This window comes from Streptomyces sp. NPDC044063 (genome assembly GCF_056434285.1).
The window spans coordinates 16072-31584 of sequence record NZ_JBWKFM010000016.1; the positions used below are offsets into that span (position 1 = coordinate 16072).

At 70.9% G+C, this 15513-nt stretch carries 12 protein-coding genes and 1 pseudogene; 9 read left to right on the forward strand and 4 right to left on the reverse strand.

What is annotated here, in order from left to right:
• The first annotated feature begins 53 nt into the window (after nucleotides 1–53).
• On the forward strand, nucleotides 54–815 hold the full coding sequence (locus AC07BS_RS20455; RefSeq protein ID WP_478637860.1) for a MerR family transcriptional regulator: 762 nt from the start codon (nucleotides 54–56) through the stop codon (nucleotides 813–815).
• A gap of 456 nt (nucleotides 816–1271) precedes the next feature.
• Nucleotides 1272–2897, forward strand: coding sequence for a purple acid phosphatase family protein (locus AC07BS_RS20460; protein WP_478637859.1), 1626 nt, complete (start codon nucleotides 1272–1274; stop codon nucleotides 2895–2897).
• Nucleotides 2898–2958: 61 nt separating this feature from the next.
• Here the strand turns inward: AC07BS_RS20460 and AC07BS_RS20465 are convergent, their stop codons facing one another.
• Nucleotides 2959–4191 (reverse strand): MFS transporter, encoded by a 1233-nt coding sequence (locus tag AC07BS_RS20465; protein ID WP_478933594.1) that lies wholly within the window; start codon nucleotides 4189–4191, stop codon nucleotides 2959–2961.
• A 360-nt stretch (nucleotides 4192–4551) separates the two neighbouring features.
• On the opposite strand from AC07BS_RS20465, the gene AC07BS_RS20470 reads away from it, so the two are divergent.
• The 3 genes from AC07BS_RS20470 (at nucleotide 4552) to AC07BS_RS20480 (ending at nucleotide 6595) form a co-directional block, all read left to right on the forward strand.
• Nucleotides 4552–5052: a hypothetical protein gene (locus tag AC07BS_RS20470; RefSeq protein WP_478933596.1), complete on the forward strand. Its 501-nt coding sequence runs from the start codon at nucleotides 4552–4554 to the stop codon at nucleotides 5050–5052.
• 44 nt (nucleotides 5053–5096) lie between these two features.
• Nucleotides 5097–5528, forward strand: coding sequence for a hypothetical protein (locus AC07BS_RS20475; RefSeq protein WP_478933598.1), 432 nt, complete (start codon nucleotides 5097–5099; stop codon nucleotides 5526–5528).
• Nucleotides 5529–6007: 479 nt separating this feature from the next.
• Entirely contained in the window at nucleotides 6008–6595 is a 588-nt protein-coding gene (locus AC07BS_RS20480; RefSeq protein ID WP_478637852.1) for a hypothetical protein, read from the forward strand.
• Between the two features lie 323 nt (nucleotides 6596–6918).
• On the opposite strand, the gene AC07BS_RS20485 is transcribed toward AC07BS_RS20480, so the two are convergent.
• The 3 genes from AC07BS_RS20485 to AC07BS_RS20495 all read right to left on the reverse strand — a co-directional run bounded on the left by AC07BS_RS20485 (nucleotide 6919) and on the right by AC07BS_RS20495 (nucleotide 9327).
• A complete protein-coding gene (locus tag AC07BS_RS20485) occupies nucleotides 6919–7293 on the reverse strand; it encodes a hypothetical protein (RefSeq protein WP_478637849.1) in 375 nt (124 codons plus the stop codon).
• Between the two features lie 111 nt (nucleotides 7294–7404).
• Nucleotides 7405–8961: a hypothetical protein gene (locus tag AC07BS_RS20490; protein WP_478933600.1), complete on the reverse strand. Its 1557-nt coding sequence runs from the start codon at nucleotides 8959–8961 to the stop codon at nucleotides 7405–7407.
• 120 nt (nucleotides 8962–9081) lie between these two features.
• Nucleotides 9082–9327 (reverse strand): hypothetical protein, encoded by a 246-nt coding sequence (locus AC07BS_RS20495; RefSeq protein ID WP_478933602.1) that lies wholly within the window; start codon nucleotides 9325–9327, stop codon nucleotides 9082–9084.
• A gap of 254 nt (nucleotides 9328–9581) precedes the next feature.
• Between AC07BS_RS20495 and AC07BS_RS20500 the strand changes: the two genes are divergently transcribed.
• The 4 genes and pseudogenes from AC07BS_RS20500 (at nucleotide 9582) to AC07BS_RS20515 (ending at nucleotide 15443) form a co-directional block, all read left to right on the forward strand.
• On the forward strand, nucleotides 9582–10289 hold the full coding sequence (locus AC07BS_RS20500; RefSeq protein ID WP_478637844.1) for an O-methyltransferase: 708 nt from the start codon (nucleotides 9582–9584) through the stop codon (nucleotides 10287–10289).
• Between the two features lie 234 nt (nucleotides 10290–10523).
• The gene (locus AC07BS_RS20505; protein WP_478933604.1) at nucleotides 10524–14111 is read left to right on the forward strand and encodes an NACHT domain-containing protein; all 3588 of its coding nucleotides are present in this window, start codon (nucleotides 10524–10526) and stop codon (nucleotides 14109–14111) included.
• A gap of 222 nt (nucleotides 14112–14333) precedes the next feature.
• Nucleotides 14334–14453, forward strand: a pseudogene (locus AC07BS_RS20510) (LLM class flavin-dependent oxidoreductase); the annotation flags it as partial.
• 216 nt (nucleotides 14454–14669) lie between these two features.
• The gene (locus tag AC07BS_RS20515; RefSeq protein WP_478933605.1) at nucleotides 14670–15443 is read left to right on the forward strand and encodes a hypothetical protein; all 774 of its coding nucleotides are present in this window, start codon (nucleotides 14670–14672) and stop codon (nucleotides 15441–15443) included.
• Nucleotides 15444–15513: the final 70 nt, after the last annotated feature.

Genomic DNA, 15513 nt, shown 5'->3' on the forward strand with positions numbered 1-15513 from the left:
CTGAGAAGAGCCGGAAAATCCGGCTCGGTGAAGCACGTGCGGGGGAGGCGGCGATGGCCTGGCCGATCGCGGAGGTCGCCCGGATGTCGGGTGTGACGGCCCGGGCACTGCGACACTACGACGACATCGGCCTGCTGCCGCCGGCCTGGATCGGGGCCAACGGCCACCGCTACTACGAGGAGCGCCATCTGCTGCGGCTGCAGCAGATCCTCGTCCTGCGGGCGCTGGGCCTGGGGCTGCCTGAAATCGGCCGGATCCTGGCCGCGCAGGTTGATGAGCTGGAAGCCCTGCGGGGCCACCACCGTCGGCTGCTGGCCGAGCGCGACCGGCTCGATGCTCTCGCCGGCATCGTGGCCCGCACGGTCACCGAACTGGAGCAGTCCAGGAAGGATGGCACAGACGTGATCAGCATCAGCCGGCCGGAGAATCTGTTCGAGGGCGTCCGGCCCGCCCACTGCATGAAGGTCCTGAGCGGCTTCCCGGAGCTGGTCGGGGCCGTCGAACGGCACACCTCGGCGTGGAGCGAGGCGGAGAGCGAGGCCGACGAGCGCGAACGCACGGCGCAGATGATCCGGCTGGCCGAGCTGCTGGCCGCCGGCCTGCCCACTGACGCCGATGCGGTGCAGGCCGAGATCGACGCCCAGTACCGGACGCTGGCCCGGATCCGGGCAGCCACCGCTGAGGAGTACCGCGCGATCGGGCGTACCTGCGTGGAGAACGAGCACTGGCACGCGGTGTACGAGTCGATCGCGCCGGGCCTGGCCGCCTACCAGCGGGCCGCCATCGAGGCATACGCCGCAACCCGGCTGTGCTGATCCGGGAGGGGGCCGCCGCCACGGGGGTGCGGCGGCCCCTGCCGGGTCGGGCCACTTGCCGGTCCCGTCGACATGAGGCCAGCAGCTGTCGAGAATCGCGTTTCCGCCCAGCGACGGTGTCGCCGGCGGCGCGGGAGGACCTCGCGCGATGACAACGGCCCGTCTGTCGTGCAACTGCACGACAGACGGGCCGTTCCGGGTCCTGGGCGGCACATGGGCGGGCGGCCGCGAGGACGGCTGCGAGGACGGCGGTGTCAGGCATTGATCAGCTCGTTGATCCCGTCGGCACCCCGGCCATCCCCGCGCGCGGAGGTGACGTTGCCGGTGGTGGGCGCGGCGCGAAGCGGACCGCGGCCCCGGACGGGCACTGGGAGCACAAAATCGTCGTGGGCAGATCAAGTATTGATCGTTTACAGTGCCATGGATCATCAACTCCCTCAGGGAACAGGGCGTTTCATGGCCATCACGCGTAGGTCCGTACTCAAGGGCTCGTCGGCCGCGGCCGCCGTCCCATTCGTCACCGGTGCCGCCGGGGAAGCCGCCGCCTCCCCTTCGCCGACGGCACCGGCGCCCGGGCCGCTGCTGCAAAGCCGGCCGCACCGGCTGGGCGCGCCCGGAGTGCTGGGCGTCCACCTGCAGTTCGGCTCGGACCCGTCCTCGGAGATGACCGTCTCCTGGATCACCCCGCAGTCGGTCCGCAGGCCGCAGGTGCGGCTCGGTTCGCCCGAGGGCGGGCACGGCGGCCGCCTCGTCGAGGCCGAGACGCGCACCTACCGGGACGGGCTGTCGAAGGAGGAGGTGTACGTCCACCACGCCCGGATCACCGGCCTGCACCCCTCGACCACATACCTGTACACGGCCGGGCACGACGGCGCGACCCCGGAAACCGGTTCGTTCACCACGGCGCCGCGCGGCCGCGCCGCCTTCACCTTCACCAGCTTCGGTGACCAGGCGACACCCAACCTGCGCCGGGTCATCCACCTTCCCGACGGTGTCCCTTCCCCCGTCAACCGCTTCCCGCTGCACACCAGCAGCCAGGTCGGCTCGCCCGCCTCGGCGGACATCGTCTCCGCCGTCGAGAGGGTCGCCCCACTGTTCAACTTCGTCAACGGCGACCTGTGCTACGCCGCGATCGCCGGCGCGTGGGGCACGAGCCGGGTGGCGACCTGGGCGGACTGGTTCATCAACAACAGCCGCTCCACCCGGCTGCGCCCATGGATGCCCTGCGTGGGGAACCACGAGAACGAGAAGGGCAACGGGCCCATCGGCGCCGCCGGCTACCAGACCTACTTCGCGCTGCCATCCTCGTCCGCCTCCTCCGACGAGGAGACCCGGGGCATGTGGTACGCGTTCACGGTCGGCTCGGTCCGCTTCATCAGCCTCGCCAACGACGACGTGGCGCTCCAGGACGGCGGGGACACCTACATCAGCGGCTACTCCGGCGGTGCCCAGCGCCGCTGGCTGGAGCGCGAGCTGAAGGCCGCGCGGGCGGACCGGGGCATCGACTGGATCGTGGTGTGCATGCACCAGCCGATGATCTCCAGCCACCGCAGCGCCGGCAGCGATCTGGGGGTGCGCCGGGCCTGGGGTCCGCTGTTCGACGCGTACGGGGTCGACCTGGTGGTCAGCGGGCACGAGCACCACTACGAGCGGTCGCACCCGATACGCGGCTCCCTGCCCAACGAGGCCCGTACCCCTCTCCCGGTCTCCACCCGCACCGACCTGATCGACACGGGCAAGGGGACCGTCCACATGGTCATCGGCGCGGGCGGCAACATCGCCACGAGCCAGGACGACCTCTTCGACACACCCCAGGCCCGGGTCCTGGTCGGCCTGAAGGACGACAAGACCTCCTCCGGCCACCGCGAGCCGGTGTGGATCCCCGAGGAGGCGCCCTGGGCCGCCGTCCAGGACCGCAAGTACAACCGCGGCTTCGCCGCCTTCGACGTCGATCCCGGAGACCGCCGCGAAGGCCTGACGCGGATGCGCGTCACCTACTACACGTTCGACGGGCCCCACGGCGACCTGACACCCGTCGACACCTTCACCCTCCAGCGCCCGCGTTCGGACGCGCGCCACTGAACCGAGACGAAAACCGGGAAGCCGCAGGTCACCGCCGCGGCCGCGGGCCCGGGCGTGCTGCTCAGGCGGCGGGCCGCACGCTGAGCACGCGCTGCCGCCCCGCGAGCGCCCTCCGGCTCACTATTGCCACGAGCAACGCGGCCGCCGCGGCCCCCGCCGGCACCGCGTAGCCCGCGGCGCCCAGGTGCTCGACGGCCCAGCCGCCGGTCGCCGAGCCCGCCGCTATGCCCGCGAGCAGGCCCGTCACGGCCAAGGTCATGCCCTCGTTCAGGCTGCCCTGCGGGGTCAGACCCTGGACCAGGTTCATGCCCGTGACCATGGTGGGCGCCGTCGCCATGCCCGCCAGGAGCAGCGCGGCCGCGAGGAGCGGCAGCCCGCCGCCCGACGTCGTCGTCAGCAGCGGCAGCAGCGCCAGGGCGGCCATCGCCGCCAGGCAGCGCGGAAAGCGGACGGCCGCGGGGGAGTCCGGGCGCCTCAGCCCGTAGAGCAGGCCCGCCGCGCACGAACCCGCCGCCTGCAGGCCCAGGACGGCGCCCGCGGCCGCCCGGTGGCCCTGCGCGTCGGCGAAGCCGATGGTCACGACCTCCAGCGAGCCGAACAGCGCGCCGGTGCAGACGAAGACGGCCAGGATCGCGGCGAGTCCGCGATTGCCTCGCAAGGGCGAACGCTGCCGCAGGGGAGTGGTCGAAATCGGGGGTTCGGTGCGCTTCTGTGCCGCGAAGAGCACCGCACCCGTGACGAACATCAGCGCGGCGGTGAGCGTGCCCGCCCCGGGGAAGAGGGACGTGCACAAGAACGTGGCGAGGACCGGGCCGAGCATGAAGCACACCTCGTCCACAGCCTGTTCGAAGGCGTTGGCGGTGTGCAGGGCGGCCGGGTCGGCGCGCAGGAGGTGCGCCCAGCGGGCACGCGACATCCCGCCCGTGTTGGGGCTGGTCGCTGTCGCCACGTACGACGCGAACAGGGTCCAGGCGGGAGCGTCGGCGTACACGCACAGCACCAGCGACAGCGAGCCCAGCGCGGCGAACACGGCGGCCGGGACGGTGACGCGCGCCTGTCCGTAGCGGTCCACGAGCCGGGCCGTCCACGGGCCCGCCAGCGCCGTCGCGGCGAGGCCCGTCGCGGTGACGGCGCCGGCCAGCGCGTACGAACCGCGCTCGGCGGAGATCATCATCACGGCGCCGACGCCGAACATGCCCATGGGCAGCCGGGCGAGCAGATTCCACGCGGTGAAGGCGCGGGCGCCGGGGAGGGCGAACAGGCGGGCGTACGGATTGGAACGGAGCGAGGGCATGGCCACAGCCTCGCCGCGCTCGGGTCGCGCGGTCCAACACCTGATCGATCGCCATTCACGCACATCTGTTGTTGATTGCTGTACGCGCCCTACGACATAGAGCCGTTGCTCCTGCGGGCCTTCGTGGCCGTGACCAGGTTGTTCACCGCCCAGCAGGCACACAGCCACGAGGTGCGGCGGCTCGAAGCACACATGAGCGGCGAACTGTTCGGCCGCACGACGCGGCCGATCACGCTCCCCGCCGAAGGGGGAGGGGCTGCTGCCGTATGCGCGGCGGGCGCTCGCCGCGAACTTTGGGATCGGGCCGCCGAGGCCGGGCCGGCCCGTCGGAGCTCAATGCCGTTTTGCATACTGTTGGGCATGACGCCCCAGCTCGCCGCCCGCATCCACCTCACGCTCACCGTCGTCCTGGTGGTGTGCGGCATGGCGGCCGGGGTCTGTTTGGGGTTCCTCCTCGGCGGTCGGACGACCGCCTTGGTCGCCGCGGGCGCGGCCGGCCTGGGTGCGGCAATCGGTTCCTCTCTCGCACGCCGCCAGCTGGTCACCTTCCTCCAGTCCTTTCGCGACGTCGCCCGAGGCGACGGCTACGCCGAAGGAATCACGGACGGAGTTCTGGCAAGCATCGCGACGTACCAGGCAGCCGTCTTCCCCCTCACCCCGGGCGGAGTGAGCGATGAAGAGCGCGACGCCCGGCGCACCCTTGCCTACCGCCTCGCCGCCCACGAGGCGCTGCCCCTGCCGGTGCAGGTGTCGGCCGCTGCCGCTCTCGAGGCGCTGGACCTGGGCCTGGACGAAGCCCGGGCCCAGGCCGCCATGAGAGGGCTGTCCTTCTCGGTCTACGCACAACGCCACGGCCGCTGATTTTTCCTTGGCCGGCCCTCCCGGGCCCTTTCTATGGTGGGCCCATGACCCGTCTGCCAGTCCCGGTCTCCGACGTGTGCGTCCGAGTGAAGGAGAACGTGGGTGCCTGTGGCCCCTATGCGCACATCGTCGCGGACTTCGAACCGCCCGGCGCTGATATCGAAGAGCTGGAGCTGCTCACTGTCGTCCCCTCCAGTCAGCTTCCCCTTGAATATCTGCCCGCGCTCCGCGAAGGCCTCCTGGAGGGCCTGAACGGGGTCGCCGCCAGCGTTCTGATCGTGGACGGTACCTGCCACCCAGTGGACTCCTCGGAGTTCGGATACCGCATAGCCGGAGAACAAGCAGGCAGAGCCGCTCTCATCAGCGCGGGCCTGCTACCCAAGGAAGCGGCAGCTGCACTGCGCTGGGCGACGTGGCCCGGCAAGCCACGCCCCAAGCGCGGGCAGCAGCGTGCACCTCGGACTCACAACCGGTAGTTCGTTGAACCCGGCGGTGACGAGGGTTGACGGTAGGTGGGGTCGGTCATAGCTGCCCGCGCCGGGGTCGTTGGAGGGTTGCGCGGTCCGGGTTCAACAACCTCTTCTTCACGTTGGCCCAGCGTCGAGGGTTTCGCGAGTACCTGAGCGGGCTGCTGGCGCCGCGGGAGCGACGCCGCCTCTCACCCTCTGCCAATCGCAGATAGCGCGCGGCAGTCGCGGCCCCGTGCGGGAAGAGTGGGAGGGCGCGGGGCGTGCGGTGGTGGAGACCCTGATCGGGACCGGGGGCTTCGCGGACTGGTGGCGTTGGCTGCTGGCCACCACGGTGAACGTACGGGCTCGCACGGCGGCTGTGAAGGAGGTCGTCGCCAGCATCGAGAGAGTGGCGCGAAGCCTTGCCGCCGCCAATTGCCGACCACCGAGCAGCGCCGGCAATAACGTGAGTGCCGTCCGGCGCATGAAGCCGTAGCCTCCTGATCATGGGACTGGACATCACGGCCCTGATAGTGGATTGGGCCCACCTGGAGAGCCTCCCCGGCGACGAGCGCGAGGAGGCCCTGACGGACGCCGCGTTTCCGGACCTCTATGACGGAACGATCGAGGAAGGCTGGGTCTGGCTGCCGACCGCCACTCCTGCGTGGTGCGTGCGGTACGAGTTCGCCCGCACGGCGGGGTCGTTCAAGCCGCATTTTTGGACGGGCAACCGATGGGAGGACATCCGCGAGCACGTCCAAGCCGACCTGCGCACGGCGCTGGACACTTTCCTCGCCGGCCTCTTCTGGAACCTGCCCGACACCGAGAGCGGCCCGCGGCATGAGGACGGCCCGGAGCACTGGTACGACGGGCTGTGGGTCTACTGCCCGCCCGGGGACGTACCGGCCCTGGTTCAGGCGTGGGCCATAGCCGGCCCACGGCTGGAAGAGCTACGGGAGCCGTTCGACACCCACGCAGCCGCCCCCGGTCGCTGGGTCGGAAGGTTCGAAGAGTTCGTGCAGTTGCTCCGCGGATGGACCGAGGTCGTCGGTGAAGCCCACCAGCGCGGATGGGGACTGGTCGGGCTGCCCTGAACCACGTCATCGCAAAAGGAGCCGGTGGGGAACCTGACGGTTCCCTGACGAAGGAGGGCAACGGGCCCGGCGCGGTCTCGATCAGGTGCACCAGCGACCACGCGACGCATAACAGTCGTCCGGGCCGAAGCAGCCGGGCCATGCGTGGCCAGCACAAGGAGGCCCTTCCACACCGCGCCTGTCAGGGGCACGGACCGGCAGGGCCTGGATCACCGAGTTACCGGCTTCTCGTGTCGACGGTCATCGGGCGCAGTGTGACGGTGGTCGACGCGGAGCGGGAGCCCCCATGAGGGGTGGGTCAGGTGAAGGACGGGTTCGTCGTGTCAACGCTCTCGGAAGCCGCCGAGGAAGCGGCGGAACACGCCGCCCTCCCGGGGCAGTGGGGCGGACGGCGGTGGAGCCGTGGGCCGCTCGCGGGCGATCGGCTGGTCGTAGTCGGCCCGGACGATCGCGTCGACGGTCTGGTCGACGTCGAAGTCCTCGGAGCCCTCGATGCACGGCACGAAGCCGACCAGGACGCCGTCCCGCATGACCTGGGCTTCCAGGCCGGCGGTGTCGTCGGTGTCCCAGACCGCCTCACGGCCGTCGCGCAGGACCACGCGCACGCCGATCTGGTAGACGCCCTCGCGGGCCAGGTAGGCATCGGTGCCCCGCTGCCGCAACACGTCCACGACTCGAAGCGCACGCCTCTCGTCCATACGGCCACGATAACGCCGAGAGCGCTCGTGCACTGAAGTTCACCCTGGCCGACCCGGCCTTGACCCCTGCCACCGGCGCCACCCCCGCAGGGTTGTCGGACATCCCCTGGATCAACGGCGCGGGGTCCGGCGCCGCTGGTCAGGACCGGTGGAGGTCGCTGCCAGCTCCCGACTGGAGGCCTCCACCATGGCGCGCACCATTTCATCCGCGGACGGTCCGGGGGGCCGGCACAGGGAGTCGAGGCTGTAGCCGTTCGGGGCGAGCCGCAGGAGGGTGTCGGCGATGTGGTGGCGCTGTTGTACGAAGGCCGCGTGGTCGCCGGTGTCGTGCTCCTGGGCGGGCCGTGGCGCCGGTCCGGTCGTGGCGGTGTCGAGGTGGCTCTCGGCACCGACAGCGGACAGGACCTCGCGGAAGGTCTCGGCTTCGGATCGTCCGAGAGCCGCCAGGGTGGTCGCCAGATCGTCGGAGGCCGGTGCTTTGCGAAGCCGGCGGGCTTCCTTGAGGTAGCGGTCGAGGATGAGGTGGAGGAACGAGCCGGCCGGGGGAGGAGCCTGGTCCATGGCGTCCAGGACGGAGCTGAGCCAGTCGGCCATGCGTCGGCCCGCGAGTCCGAGTTCGTCCCAGCACTCGGCCCGCAGACTCTCGGCCAGGTAGCGGGCCCGTTCGAAGGCCTTCCGGCTCGGGGTCATGGGACTGGGGGCGTCCAGCGGGCCGTAGACGTCCCGTAGCCGAGGAGCGTGCTGCTCCGCGAGGGAGCACAGCAGAGCCAGGTGGACGTAGACATGGAAGGCCGCCATGGCGCGGTGGGCGTTCCAGCGGTTGTTCCCGTCACGGCCCGGGACGTTCCACAGCGACACGACGCGGCGGACCTCGGTGGGCGCGTGCGGGGAGTCGTCGAGGTCGCGGACCAGCACGGAGTGGGCGTGACGGAAGTCGTACAGCTTCTGGTGGAGGGCCTCGTGGAGCAGGTGCTCGGCCACCCACCAGGGGTTCTGGAGGAGCTTGCGGTTCAGGAAGATGATGCCGACCACGGTGAACTGCGAGCTCGAGGCCTTGCCCTCCCACGTGTCGGTCCCTGAGGTGATCCCGATCAGGTGAGTGTGGCTCAGGGCGCCGCGGGAGGTGAGCGGGAGGAGCTCGCCGAGGAGCCGGTGGCCCTCGCGCAGCCGTGCGAGGTCGTTTTCGTCGGGTCGGTCCAGCCCGGCGCCGAACTGCTGCTCGACGAAGTGGTCGAATGTCTGCCCGAGAAATCCGTGGTTCTGGCCAGGGGAGTAGATCCAGGGTGTGTCGGACGGATCGCCGAGCCACTGCGTGTCGGCGGAATCGCCGTGCAGCGGTCCGTGGGCGACGCCGGTTTCCACGTGCTGCGCGACGGCCTCGATCACCTGGGCGCACAGCTGCGGGGGCAGCGAGTTACGCCGGGGTCCGATGAGCTCCTGAGCCAGCAGCTGTTGGACGGCCTGGCGCAGAAGCGGATCGCCCAGGGCGCGGTATTCGGTTTGGGGTCGTACCCGTCGCAGTGCGGACAGCAGGTGGCGGGCGGCCGGCACCGACGCGCCGAGGTCTTCGAGCCGGCGTTTGAACGCGAGGTGCATCTGATCACGCACGTAGGGGCTGTCACCGAACGGCTTGCGGGACAGTGCCGTGTCGAATGCGTTCAAGTCCATCTCTCGCCTTTCCGTCTGTGCCGTCCCGGCACACCTGCGCGCCGTTCTCGAGTCGCACGGTGGTGGTTCGCCGCGGCTGCTCGTGCCGCACCGTTCCTCGGCGCGGCACGAGCGGGTGTACTACTCGGGATCGTCGACCTCTCCGGCGTCCACGACATCGGGGTCGTCGACTTCCCCGGCGTCCACGACATCGGGAGTGTCGTCATCGTCGTGGTGGTGGTGGCCGCCCGCGGCCTCCAGGAACGCGGAGGTCGCGTTGTGTTTGGCCTGCATCTCCTCGACTTCCTTGTCGGTCACCTCGCGGTCGAATTCGAGGATCACCCGGGATTCCGGTGTGCGGTTCCCGGGATTGGTGGAAGCTCCCATGGCTCGACGCCCTTCTCCGGAGGGGCAGGAACGAACCGACTCCGGCGTTCGAATGCGGTGCGAAATTGCGGGACAACGCCCCCAATGCGAACATCATTTATGCCCGTACCACCCGCCGATACCAGTTCGTGCGCCGAAGGCCACCTGGACGGGCGTGCGCGTCCTGGGGCGCGACGCGGCGGCACGGGCACGCCGCCACGCGCGCGGCGGGCGTCCGGACGGGGTGGCGGGCATCCCGACCGAGGAGGCATGCCATGGAGCGGACGGCCACAACAGGGAAATCCGGCGCGCGGTCCTGGGTCAGCCTGACGTTCGACCGCGAGATGTCGACGGCCGAGATCGAGGACATGAAGCGAAGCCTGGGCGCGCGAACCGCCCTGCAGGTGCCGCCTGCGGTCGGCGCCGGTTATGCCCGGGCCCGGCAGGTCGGATTCCACAAATCCTGCTGCCCCGAGGTGGGCGCGCTGATGTCCGTCCTCGCGGCGGCGGTCCCCACCGGCGGGCGGATTCTCGAACTCGGCACAGGGGTCGGCGTCGGCCTCGCGTGGATCGTGCACGGGCTGCGCTCCCGTACGGACGTCGACGTCGTCAGCGTCGAGATCGACCCGCAGAAGTCCGACCTCGCCGCGGGCGCGGGCTGGCCCGACCGGGTGACGCTGGTGGTCGGCGACGCCAAGGAGGTCGTCCCGTCCCTGGGAACGTTCGACCTGATCTTCCTGGACGTCCCCGGCGGGTTGAAGGCCTCCCTGCTCGACGGCGCCATCGCCGCACTGAGGCCAGGCGGACAGCTTCTGATCGACGACATGAACCCTTACTGGGGCAAGGGCAAGACCCGCCTGCCCCTGGACGGGCGCGACCCCGAACGGCTGCTGGAGGACTCCCGGGTCGCCTGCGCCCTGCTCCAGTACGCGAGCGGAATGATCCTCGCCTCGCGCTTGCCGGACTACGTAATGCAAACCTGACCAAGCACTACTGGGCCGGCAGCCGGAGAGTCTCCATTTTCCTGCCCGAATCGGGCAGGAAAACTGATTGTTTAATCTCTGCTCGATCTTCTCGGCTTGCAGGGCCCGGGCCCCACCCCCGTCACTCACCAGGTTGCGCCGTCCCTGTCCCGTGGTTCGATGGAATCCGGGCCGTATGACGTCCGCGCTCCCCTTCCCTTCCCTTTGCCGAGGCACCCGGAGGGAGGAGGGGCGATGACGAAGGTGGTCCGGCGTCCGCCCGGCAAGGAGCGGCCGGGCAGGGTTCCCGTGGCGTGGCTGCGGCTGCGCCGGGCGGTGGCCCGCGGCCGGTGTGCGGTGCGGTCGTTCCGGCACGGCCTGACGCTTCGCCAGGAGGCGCGCCGCGACAGCACCCGCCCCGCGAAGTGGCGTCGCTGGGGTTCCTACACCAGCTTCGCGCGGGCGTTGTCCGTGGTGGCAGGCCTGCTCGTGCTCGCCTGGTGCGCCGAGGGCCTCTACGGCATCTTCCACGGCACGACCGCGTTCGAGAGGTGGGTGACGAGGACCACGGGGCTGGACGCCATCCTGCGTTTCGTGGGGCCCGTCCTCACCGCCGGTGCCGCTGCCAGCGTCTTCCTGTTCGTCTGGTACGGATACACCAAGCACCGCTACCTCGCCAAGGCGCGCAGGAGCCCCCGCACCCTGGTCCCCACGGCCGGGCCGAACACGGGCCAGGTCGTCGGCCGCCAGGAGATCGCCCAGGTCATCGCCGAGCGGCTGCGGGACCGCGCCACGCGTCGGCCGTACGTGCTGGTCGGCGGGGTGGGCACCGGGAAGACCGCGGTGATGGTTCAGCTCACGGAGCTGCTGGCCCGGCAGGGCGCCGTGCCCGTGCCCGTCCGGCTGCGGGACGCCGCCGGGCAGGCCGACCTGAACTTCGAGGAGATGGCCAGGCGGCGCTTCGCCGAGGAGGCCCCGCAGGGCATCCTCGCCCGCAGCAAGAACGACAGGGTCTGGCAGCAGCTGCTCGCGGACGACAAACCGGTCGTCATCGCCGACGGGCTGGAGGAGGCCCTGCTGGACGAGGAGCTCCAGGACGACCGGGACAACATCATCCGCCGGGCGATCGACCGGGCGTACGAGGAGAAGCTGCCCCTGGTCATCGCCTCGCGCCCGCACAGCCCCCTGGAGGGGACCCGTGCCGCGATCATCGAACTGGAACCCTTGAGCGAGGAGGCGGCGCTCCACTTCGTGGAGGCGCAGGCCCCCGAGGCCGACGAGCGCCGTCTCGACTGGATCGTCGAGACGGCGGAGGTGACCGAGTCGCCGCTCTACCTGCAGATCGCGCGGGAGCTCCACGACCACGGAGTGCTCGAACGCGACCGTCCGCAGACCGACCGGCGGCGTCTCGACACCCGCAGCTGGGACCGCTCCACCCTGCGGCTGTGGCTGCTGGAGACCTGGGAACGGGCGCTGGTGGAGGGGCGGCTGCGCCAGGAGGTGGTCCTGTCGCCGCAGGACCGCCGCGATGCGATCGAGGTCGTCTCGGCGCTGGCCTGCGTGGGGCTGCTCCAGGACAAGCTGGAGGTCGGCTTCGCGGACCTGCTGGGCGAGCAGCTCCGTCCCACCCCGGTGCACCGGGCCGGGGCCGAGGCCGAACGCCTGTGGAAGCGGGTCCGCGACTTCGACCCGACCGGCCGACGCGGGAACGCCCTGTCCGAGTGGCAGCGTGAGCAGATCTGGAGCTCGCTGTGCGGGCGGGTCAGCGGTGAGGTGAGACGGTCACTGCTCGGCGGGACCGTCAGCCAGCGCCAGGCCACGCTCGCCCGATGTGCGGCCAACGCGGACGCTCTGCGGTTGGTCGGGGGATTCGAGAAGAAGGTGCGCTTCCCGCACAGCATCCTCCAGGTGTACTTCGCCTTCCGCGCGCTCCACGACCTCGGGGAGGGCCGCGCGAACGAACTGGTCGACCAGGCCCTGCAACCGCCGGGCCCGGGCCGGGAACTGCTCATCGCCCTGGTGCTGCTCTCCCGCCGGTGCGCGGCCGAGGCGGTGGCCCCGGAGGCCGGCGTCACGGCGGCGGTGAAGAAGGACCTCCGGCAGCGGTACCGGCGCTTGGCACCGAACGGCCGGCCCCTCGCCCTGCGACTGTGCCGCGCGGCCGGCCGACGCACGGACCCCAAGGCCCTGGACATCTACGCGGCCGCCCTGGAGATCGAGAGCGTGGCGGAGCGGCCGGAGCGGCTGGACGAGATCATGGGCATGATCCTCGGATGCTGGCACGGCATCAAGGGCGACGCGCGCACGCTCGACGAGGCGAAGCTCGGCTGCGTGAAGCAGCTGGGCGCGGCCCTGCGCACGGCAGCGGACAGGACCGACACCACGCCCCTGTACACCAAGCTCTTCAAACTCGGCACCACGGAAGCCTCGTACTCCATCCGCATGGCCGTCTCCCAGGAGTTCGGGAACGGCGGGGACCCGGCATACGCGGTGATCCGCCCGTGGATCCACGACATCAACCGGGACCCGATGGAGGAATACACCGACAGGATCGACGCCGCCGACAAGGCGCAGAGGCGACGCTTCGACGCGTGGGCGGCCGATATGCAGAAGGAGGCCAAGCAGGAGGGCTCCTCCCGGGCGGCGCATGAGGAACGCGTGGCCCGCCTGTACCGTGCGCGGCACGCCATCGTCCAAGAGTACCGGCAACAGCGGGTGGACGTGTGGCGGGAGTTCGTCATGCGGGCATGGACACTACCGATGCTCCTGGGCTCCGTGAGCGACGGGCTGCGGGACGAGGCCCGCAGCCGCCTCACACTGTGGCTGCGGCATCTCGACCCGAAGTACACCGACGGCAGCCCCGACATGCCGCTGTCCCTGGAGAACGCACTGGCACAGGGCTTCAAGTACGCGGCCAACCGGCGCAAAAGGCATCCGTTCACCTACCCGGGCGGCCGGGCGGACCTCATCCGGCAGGCGGAGACCATGCTCCAGCAGACCCGGTGCTGGTACGCGCAGCTGTGCCTGCTCCACGCCCTGTGCCTGTGGGAGCTTCCGGACGTCGGCGCCCGCCACAAGGGCCTCGACGAGCAGGTTCGTCAGCGTGCCGAGGGGAACGGCCTCACCGGGATCCCCGGCGGGATGCGCCCCACGACAGCGGTGCAGAACGTGGAACGGTGGCTGTCCATGGCCGGTACGGACCACACCGCCATCGCCCACGCGGCGCTCGACGGCAGGGCGCCGCGGCAGCCCCTGCACCCGTTCGTCGCGGAGGCGGGTGATCTGGCGGCGCTGACCCTGGAGACCAGGAGACCGGAACGGTTCATGTGGATCGACGAGAAGGGCGTCGCCGACACCATCGGCTCCCGCAGCAGCGGCCGGCAGCGCTACCGGAAGCACAATCTGTGGATCCCGCCCTCGACGGGCTGGAGCGCCCTGGACCCGCGCGCCCAACGGCTGGTCGCCGAGGTGCTCGTCATGCTCAACCTCATCGAGCGCGACGGGTATCCGGACGAGGTCGAGCACCGCCTGGCCGCCTCCAGCAGGCCGGGCGCGAGCCTGCCTCCCTGCATGACGGCCGACCGCACCCCACTGCACCCGGAACTGACCGCCGGCTCCTCGCCGGCGCCGGGCACCACCTGCCTGCCCAGCTGCGCCTTCCAGCTCTGCCCGTACCCACCACGCGGCACCCGGCCCCGCTCGGAGATCCGCGAGCCCTTCTGCCGCCAGCAGCAGGCCCTGCTCCGGCGGGGGGTCCGCAGAAGGACCCCCGACTGGGCGGGCATACGCGCTCCAGAACTCCACGGCTTCTGGGAGACCATGGCCCACCGGCTGCGCGGCTGAGTCGTGTTCGAGTGGTCCGAGCAGCCGCGCAGTCGGCTGCGGCGCTTCTCCCGCTTGAACGACGGCCGCGGCCACTTCGCTCCGCGCAAGGCGGGCGGCGCGGTCCTGACCGAACCCCATGTTGAGAGCGGCCCGCCGATACGGCGAGCCGCGCTCAACATGTCCGGGCCTGAGTGGCTGAGCCACGAGACTCCCGGGCAAGGCTGATCTGGCGACGGGTGCGCCAGCCTCAATGCCCTGGCACCGGGCCGGATCATCTGCGGGGTGGGCACCGGAAACACCGCTCGGCGCACGTTGGGCATGCGGCCGACCACGGCGGCCGCGCTGGAGAACTTCACCGCGGACTCCTACGTGGTCACCGCTCTCCACCTGCCGCGAGGCAACCAGGGCGCCGACAGCGACGCGGCCCGGCTTCCGCCGAGCGCCGCATCACCGACGTCACCGCCGACTTCGCGGCGGCGTCGGCCCTGTCGTGTCAGTGGCCTGCGGCATGATGCGAGGCAGGTGACGGCCTGTCCGACAGGACTTCCGAGGCCGTCCTCAACAAGGGGGTTCTTTGTGCACGGGCCGGTCACGGACGAGGTACGGGCTGCGGAGGAACGGCGGCTGCACTACGAGAGGTGGGAGTGGGGTGGAAGGCTGCCCAGCGAGAGGCTGCGCGGTGTCCGCGGGAGCAACGTCCTGGGTCTGCTGCGCTTCGACAGCGACCTGGTGCACGCCCTCGATGCCGCGGGTCCCGAGGTCCAGCGTGCGGTGGCATTGCTGGCCACGCGGCGGGCATGCGAGACGGCGGGCCTGACCGATGTGTCGTGGGTCGCCCAGGCGCTCACCGAGTTGGCGGAGGGGCGTCCGCTTCCGCCGCCGTTCGACGACGCGGCCCGGATGTGGGAGACACTGCGCTCCACCTCCCTCGTACAGGGGCCGCCGGTGCTCGGGGCGATGCCTCCCGAGCGACCGCCATACTTTCCCCCGCCGCCGGCCGGCTGGACATGGGTCCCGGCCGCAGAGTCGGGAGACGACGGGGCGAGGCGGTACGAACTCGGCCGGCTACCGGGCAGCCTCGCACCGGCGGTGTCCGGCGACGAGAGACTGGCGCCCGCAGATATGAGGCCCACCGCCGCCTTGCTGGTACACCCCGCCGTCACGCCGCACGTCCCCGGAGAGATCTCACAGCCGCACTTCGCTCTCCCCGCTGTGCTCGCTGCCGCCGAGCCCGACCCACTCAAAGCGGCACTGGACGCGGTGTGGCATGCGCTGCACACGTATGGAGAGCACTACCCAAAGCTGCTGGAGGAGATCCGGTCGGTCTGCGTCGAGCGGGCGAGCAAGTAGGCAACCCGTTCGTTCGTCGACGCGGCTTCCCGGTGACGGGCTCTGGCTCCCCATGGCGACACGAGCGGCG

Bases quoted from the DNA above. Each gene is read 5' to 3' on its own strand.
- AC07BS_RS20455 (WP_478637860.1), top strand. From the start codon at position 54: ATGGCCTGGCCGATCGCGGAGGTCGCCCGGATGTCGGGTGTGACGGCC.
- AC07BS_RS20495 (WP_478933602.1), bottom strand. From the start codon at position 9,327: ATGGGAGCTTCCACCAATCCCGGGAACCGCACACCGGAATCCCGGGTG.
- AC07BS_RS20470 (WP_478933596.1), top strand. From the start codon at position 4,552: ATGACGCCCCAGCTCGCCGCCCGCATCCACCTCACGCTCACCGTCGTC.
- AC07BS_RS20505 (WP_478933604.1), top strand. From the start codon at position 10,524: ATGACGAAGGTGGTCCGGCGTCCGCCCGGCAAGGAGCGGCCGGGCAGG.
- AC07BS_RS20500 (WP_478637844.1), top strand. From the start codon at position 9,582: ATGGAGCGGACGGCCACAACAGGGAAATCCGGCGCGCGGTCCTGGGTC.
- AC07BS_RS20485 (WP_478637849.1), bottom strand. From the start codon at position 7,293: ATGGACGAGAGGCGTGCGCTTCGAGTCGTGGACGTGTTGCGGCAGCGG.
- AC07BS_RS20480 (WP_478637852.1), top strand. From the start codon at position 6,008: ATGGGACTGGACATCACGGCCCTGATAGTGGATTGGGCCCACCTGGAG.
- AC07BS_RS20475 (WP_478933598.1), top strand. From the start codon at position 5,097: ATGACCCGTCTGCCAGTCCCGGTCTCCGACGTGTGCGTCCGAGTGAAG.
- AC07BS_RS20460 (WP_478637859.1), top strand. From the start codon at position 1,272: ATGGCCATCACGCGTAGGTCCGTACTCAAGGGCTCGTCGGCCGCGGCC.
- AC07BS_RS20490 (WP_478933600.1), bottom strand. From the start codon at position 8,961: ATGGACTTGAACGCATTCGACACGGCACTGTCCCGCAAGCCGTTCGGT.
- AC07BS_RS20465 (WP_478933594.1), bottom strand. From the start codon at position 4,191: ATGCCCTCGCTCCGTTCCAATCCGTACGCCCGCCTGTTCGCCCTCCCC.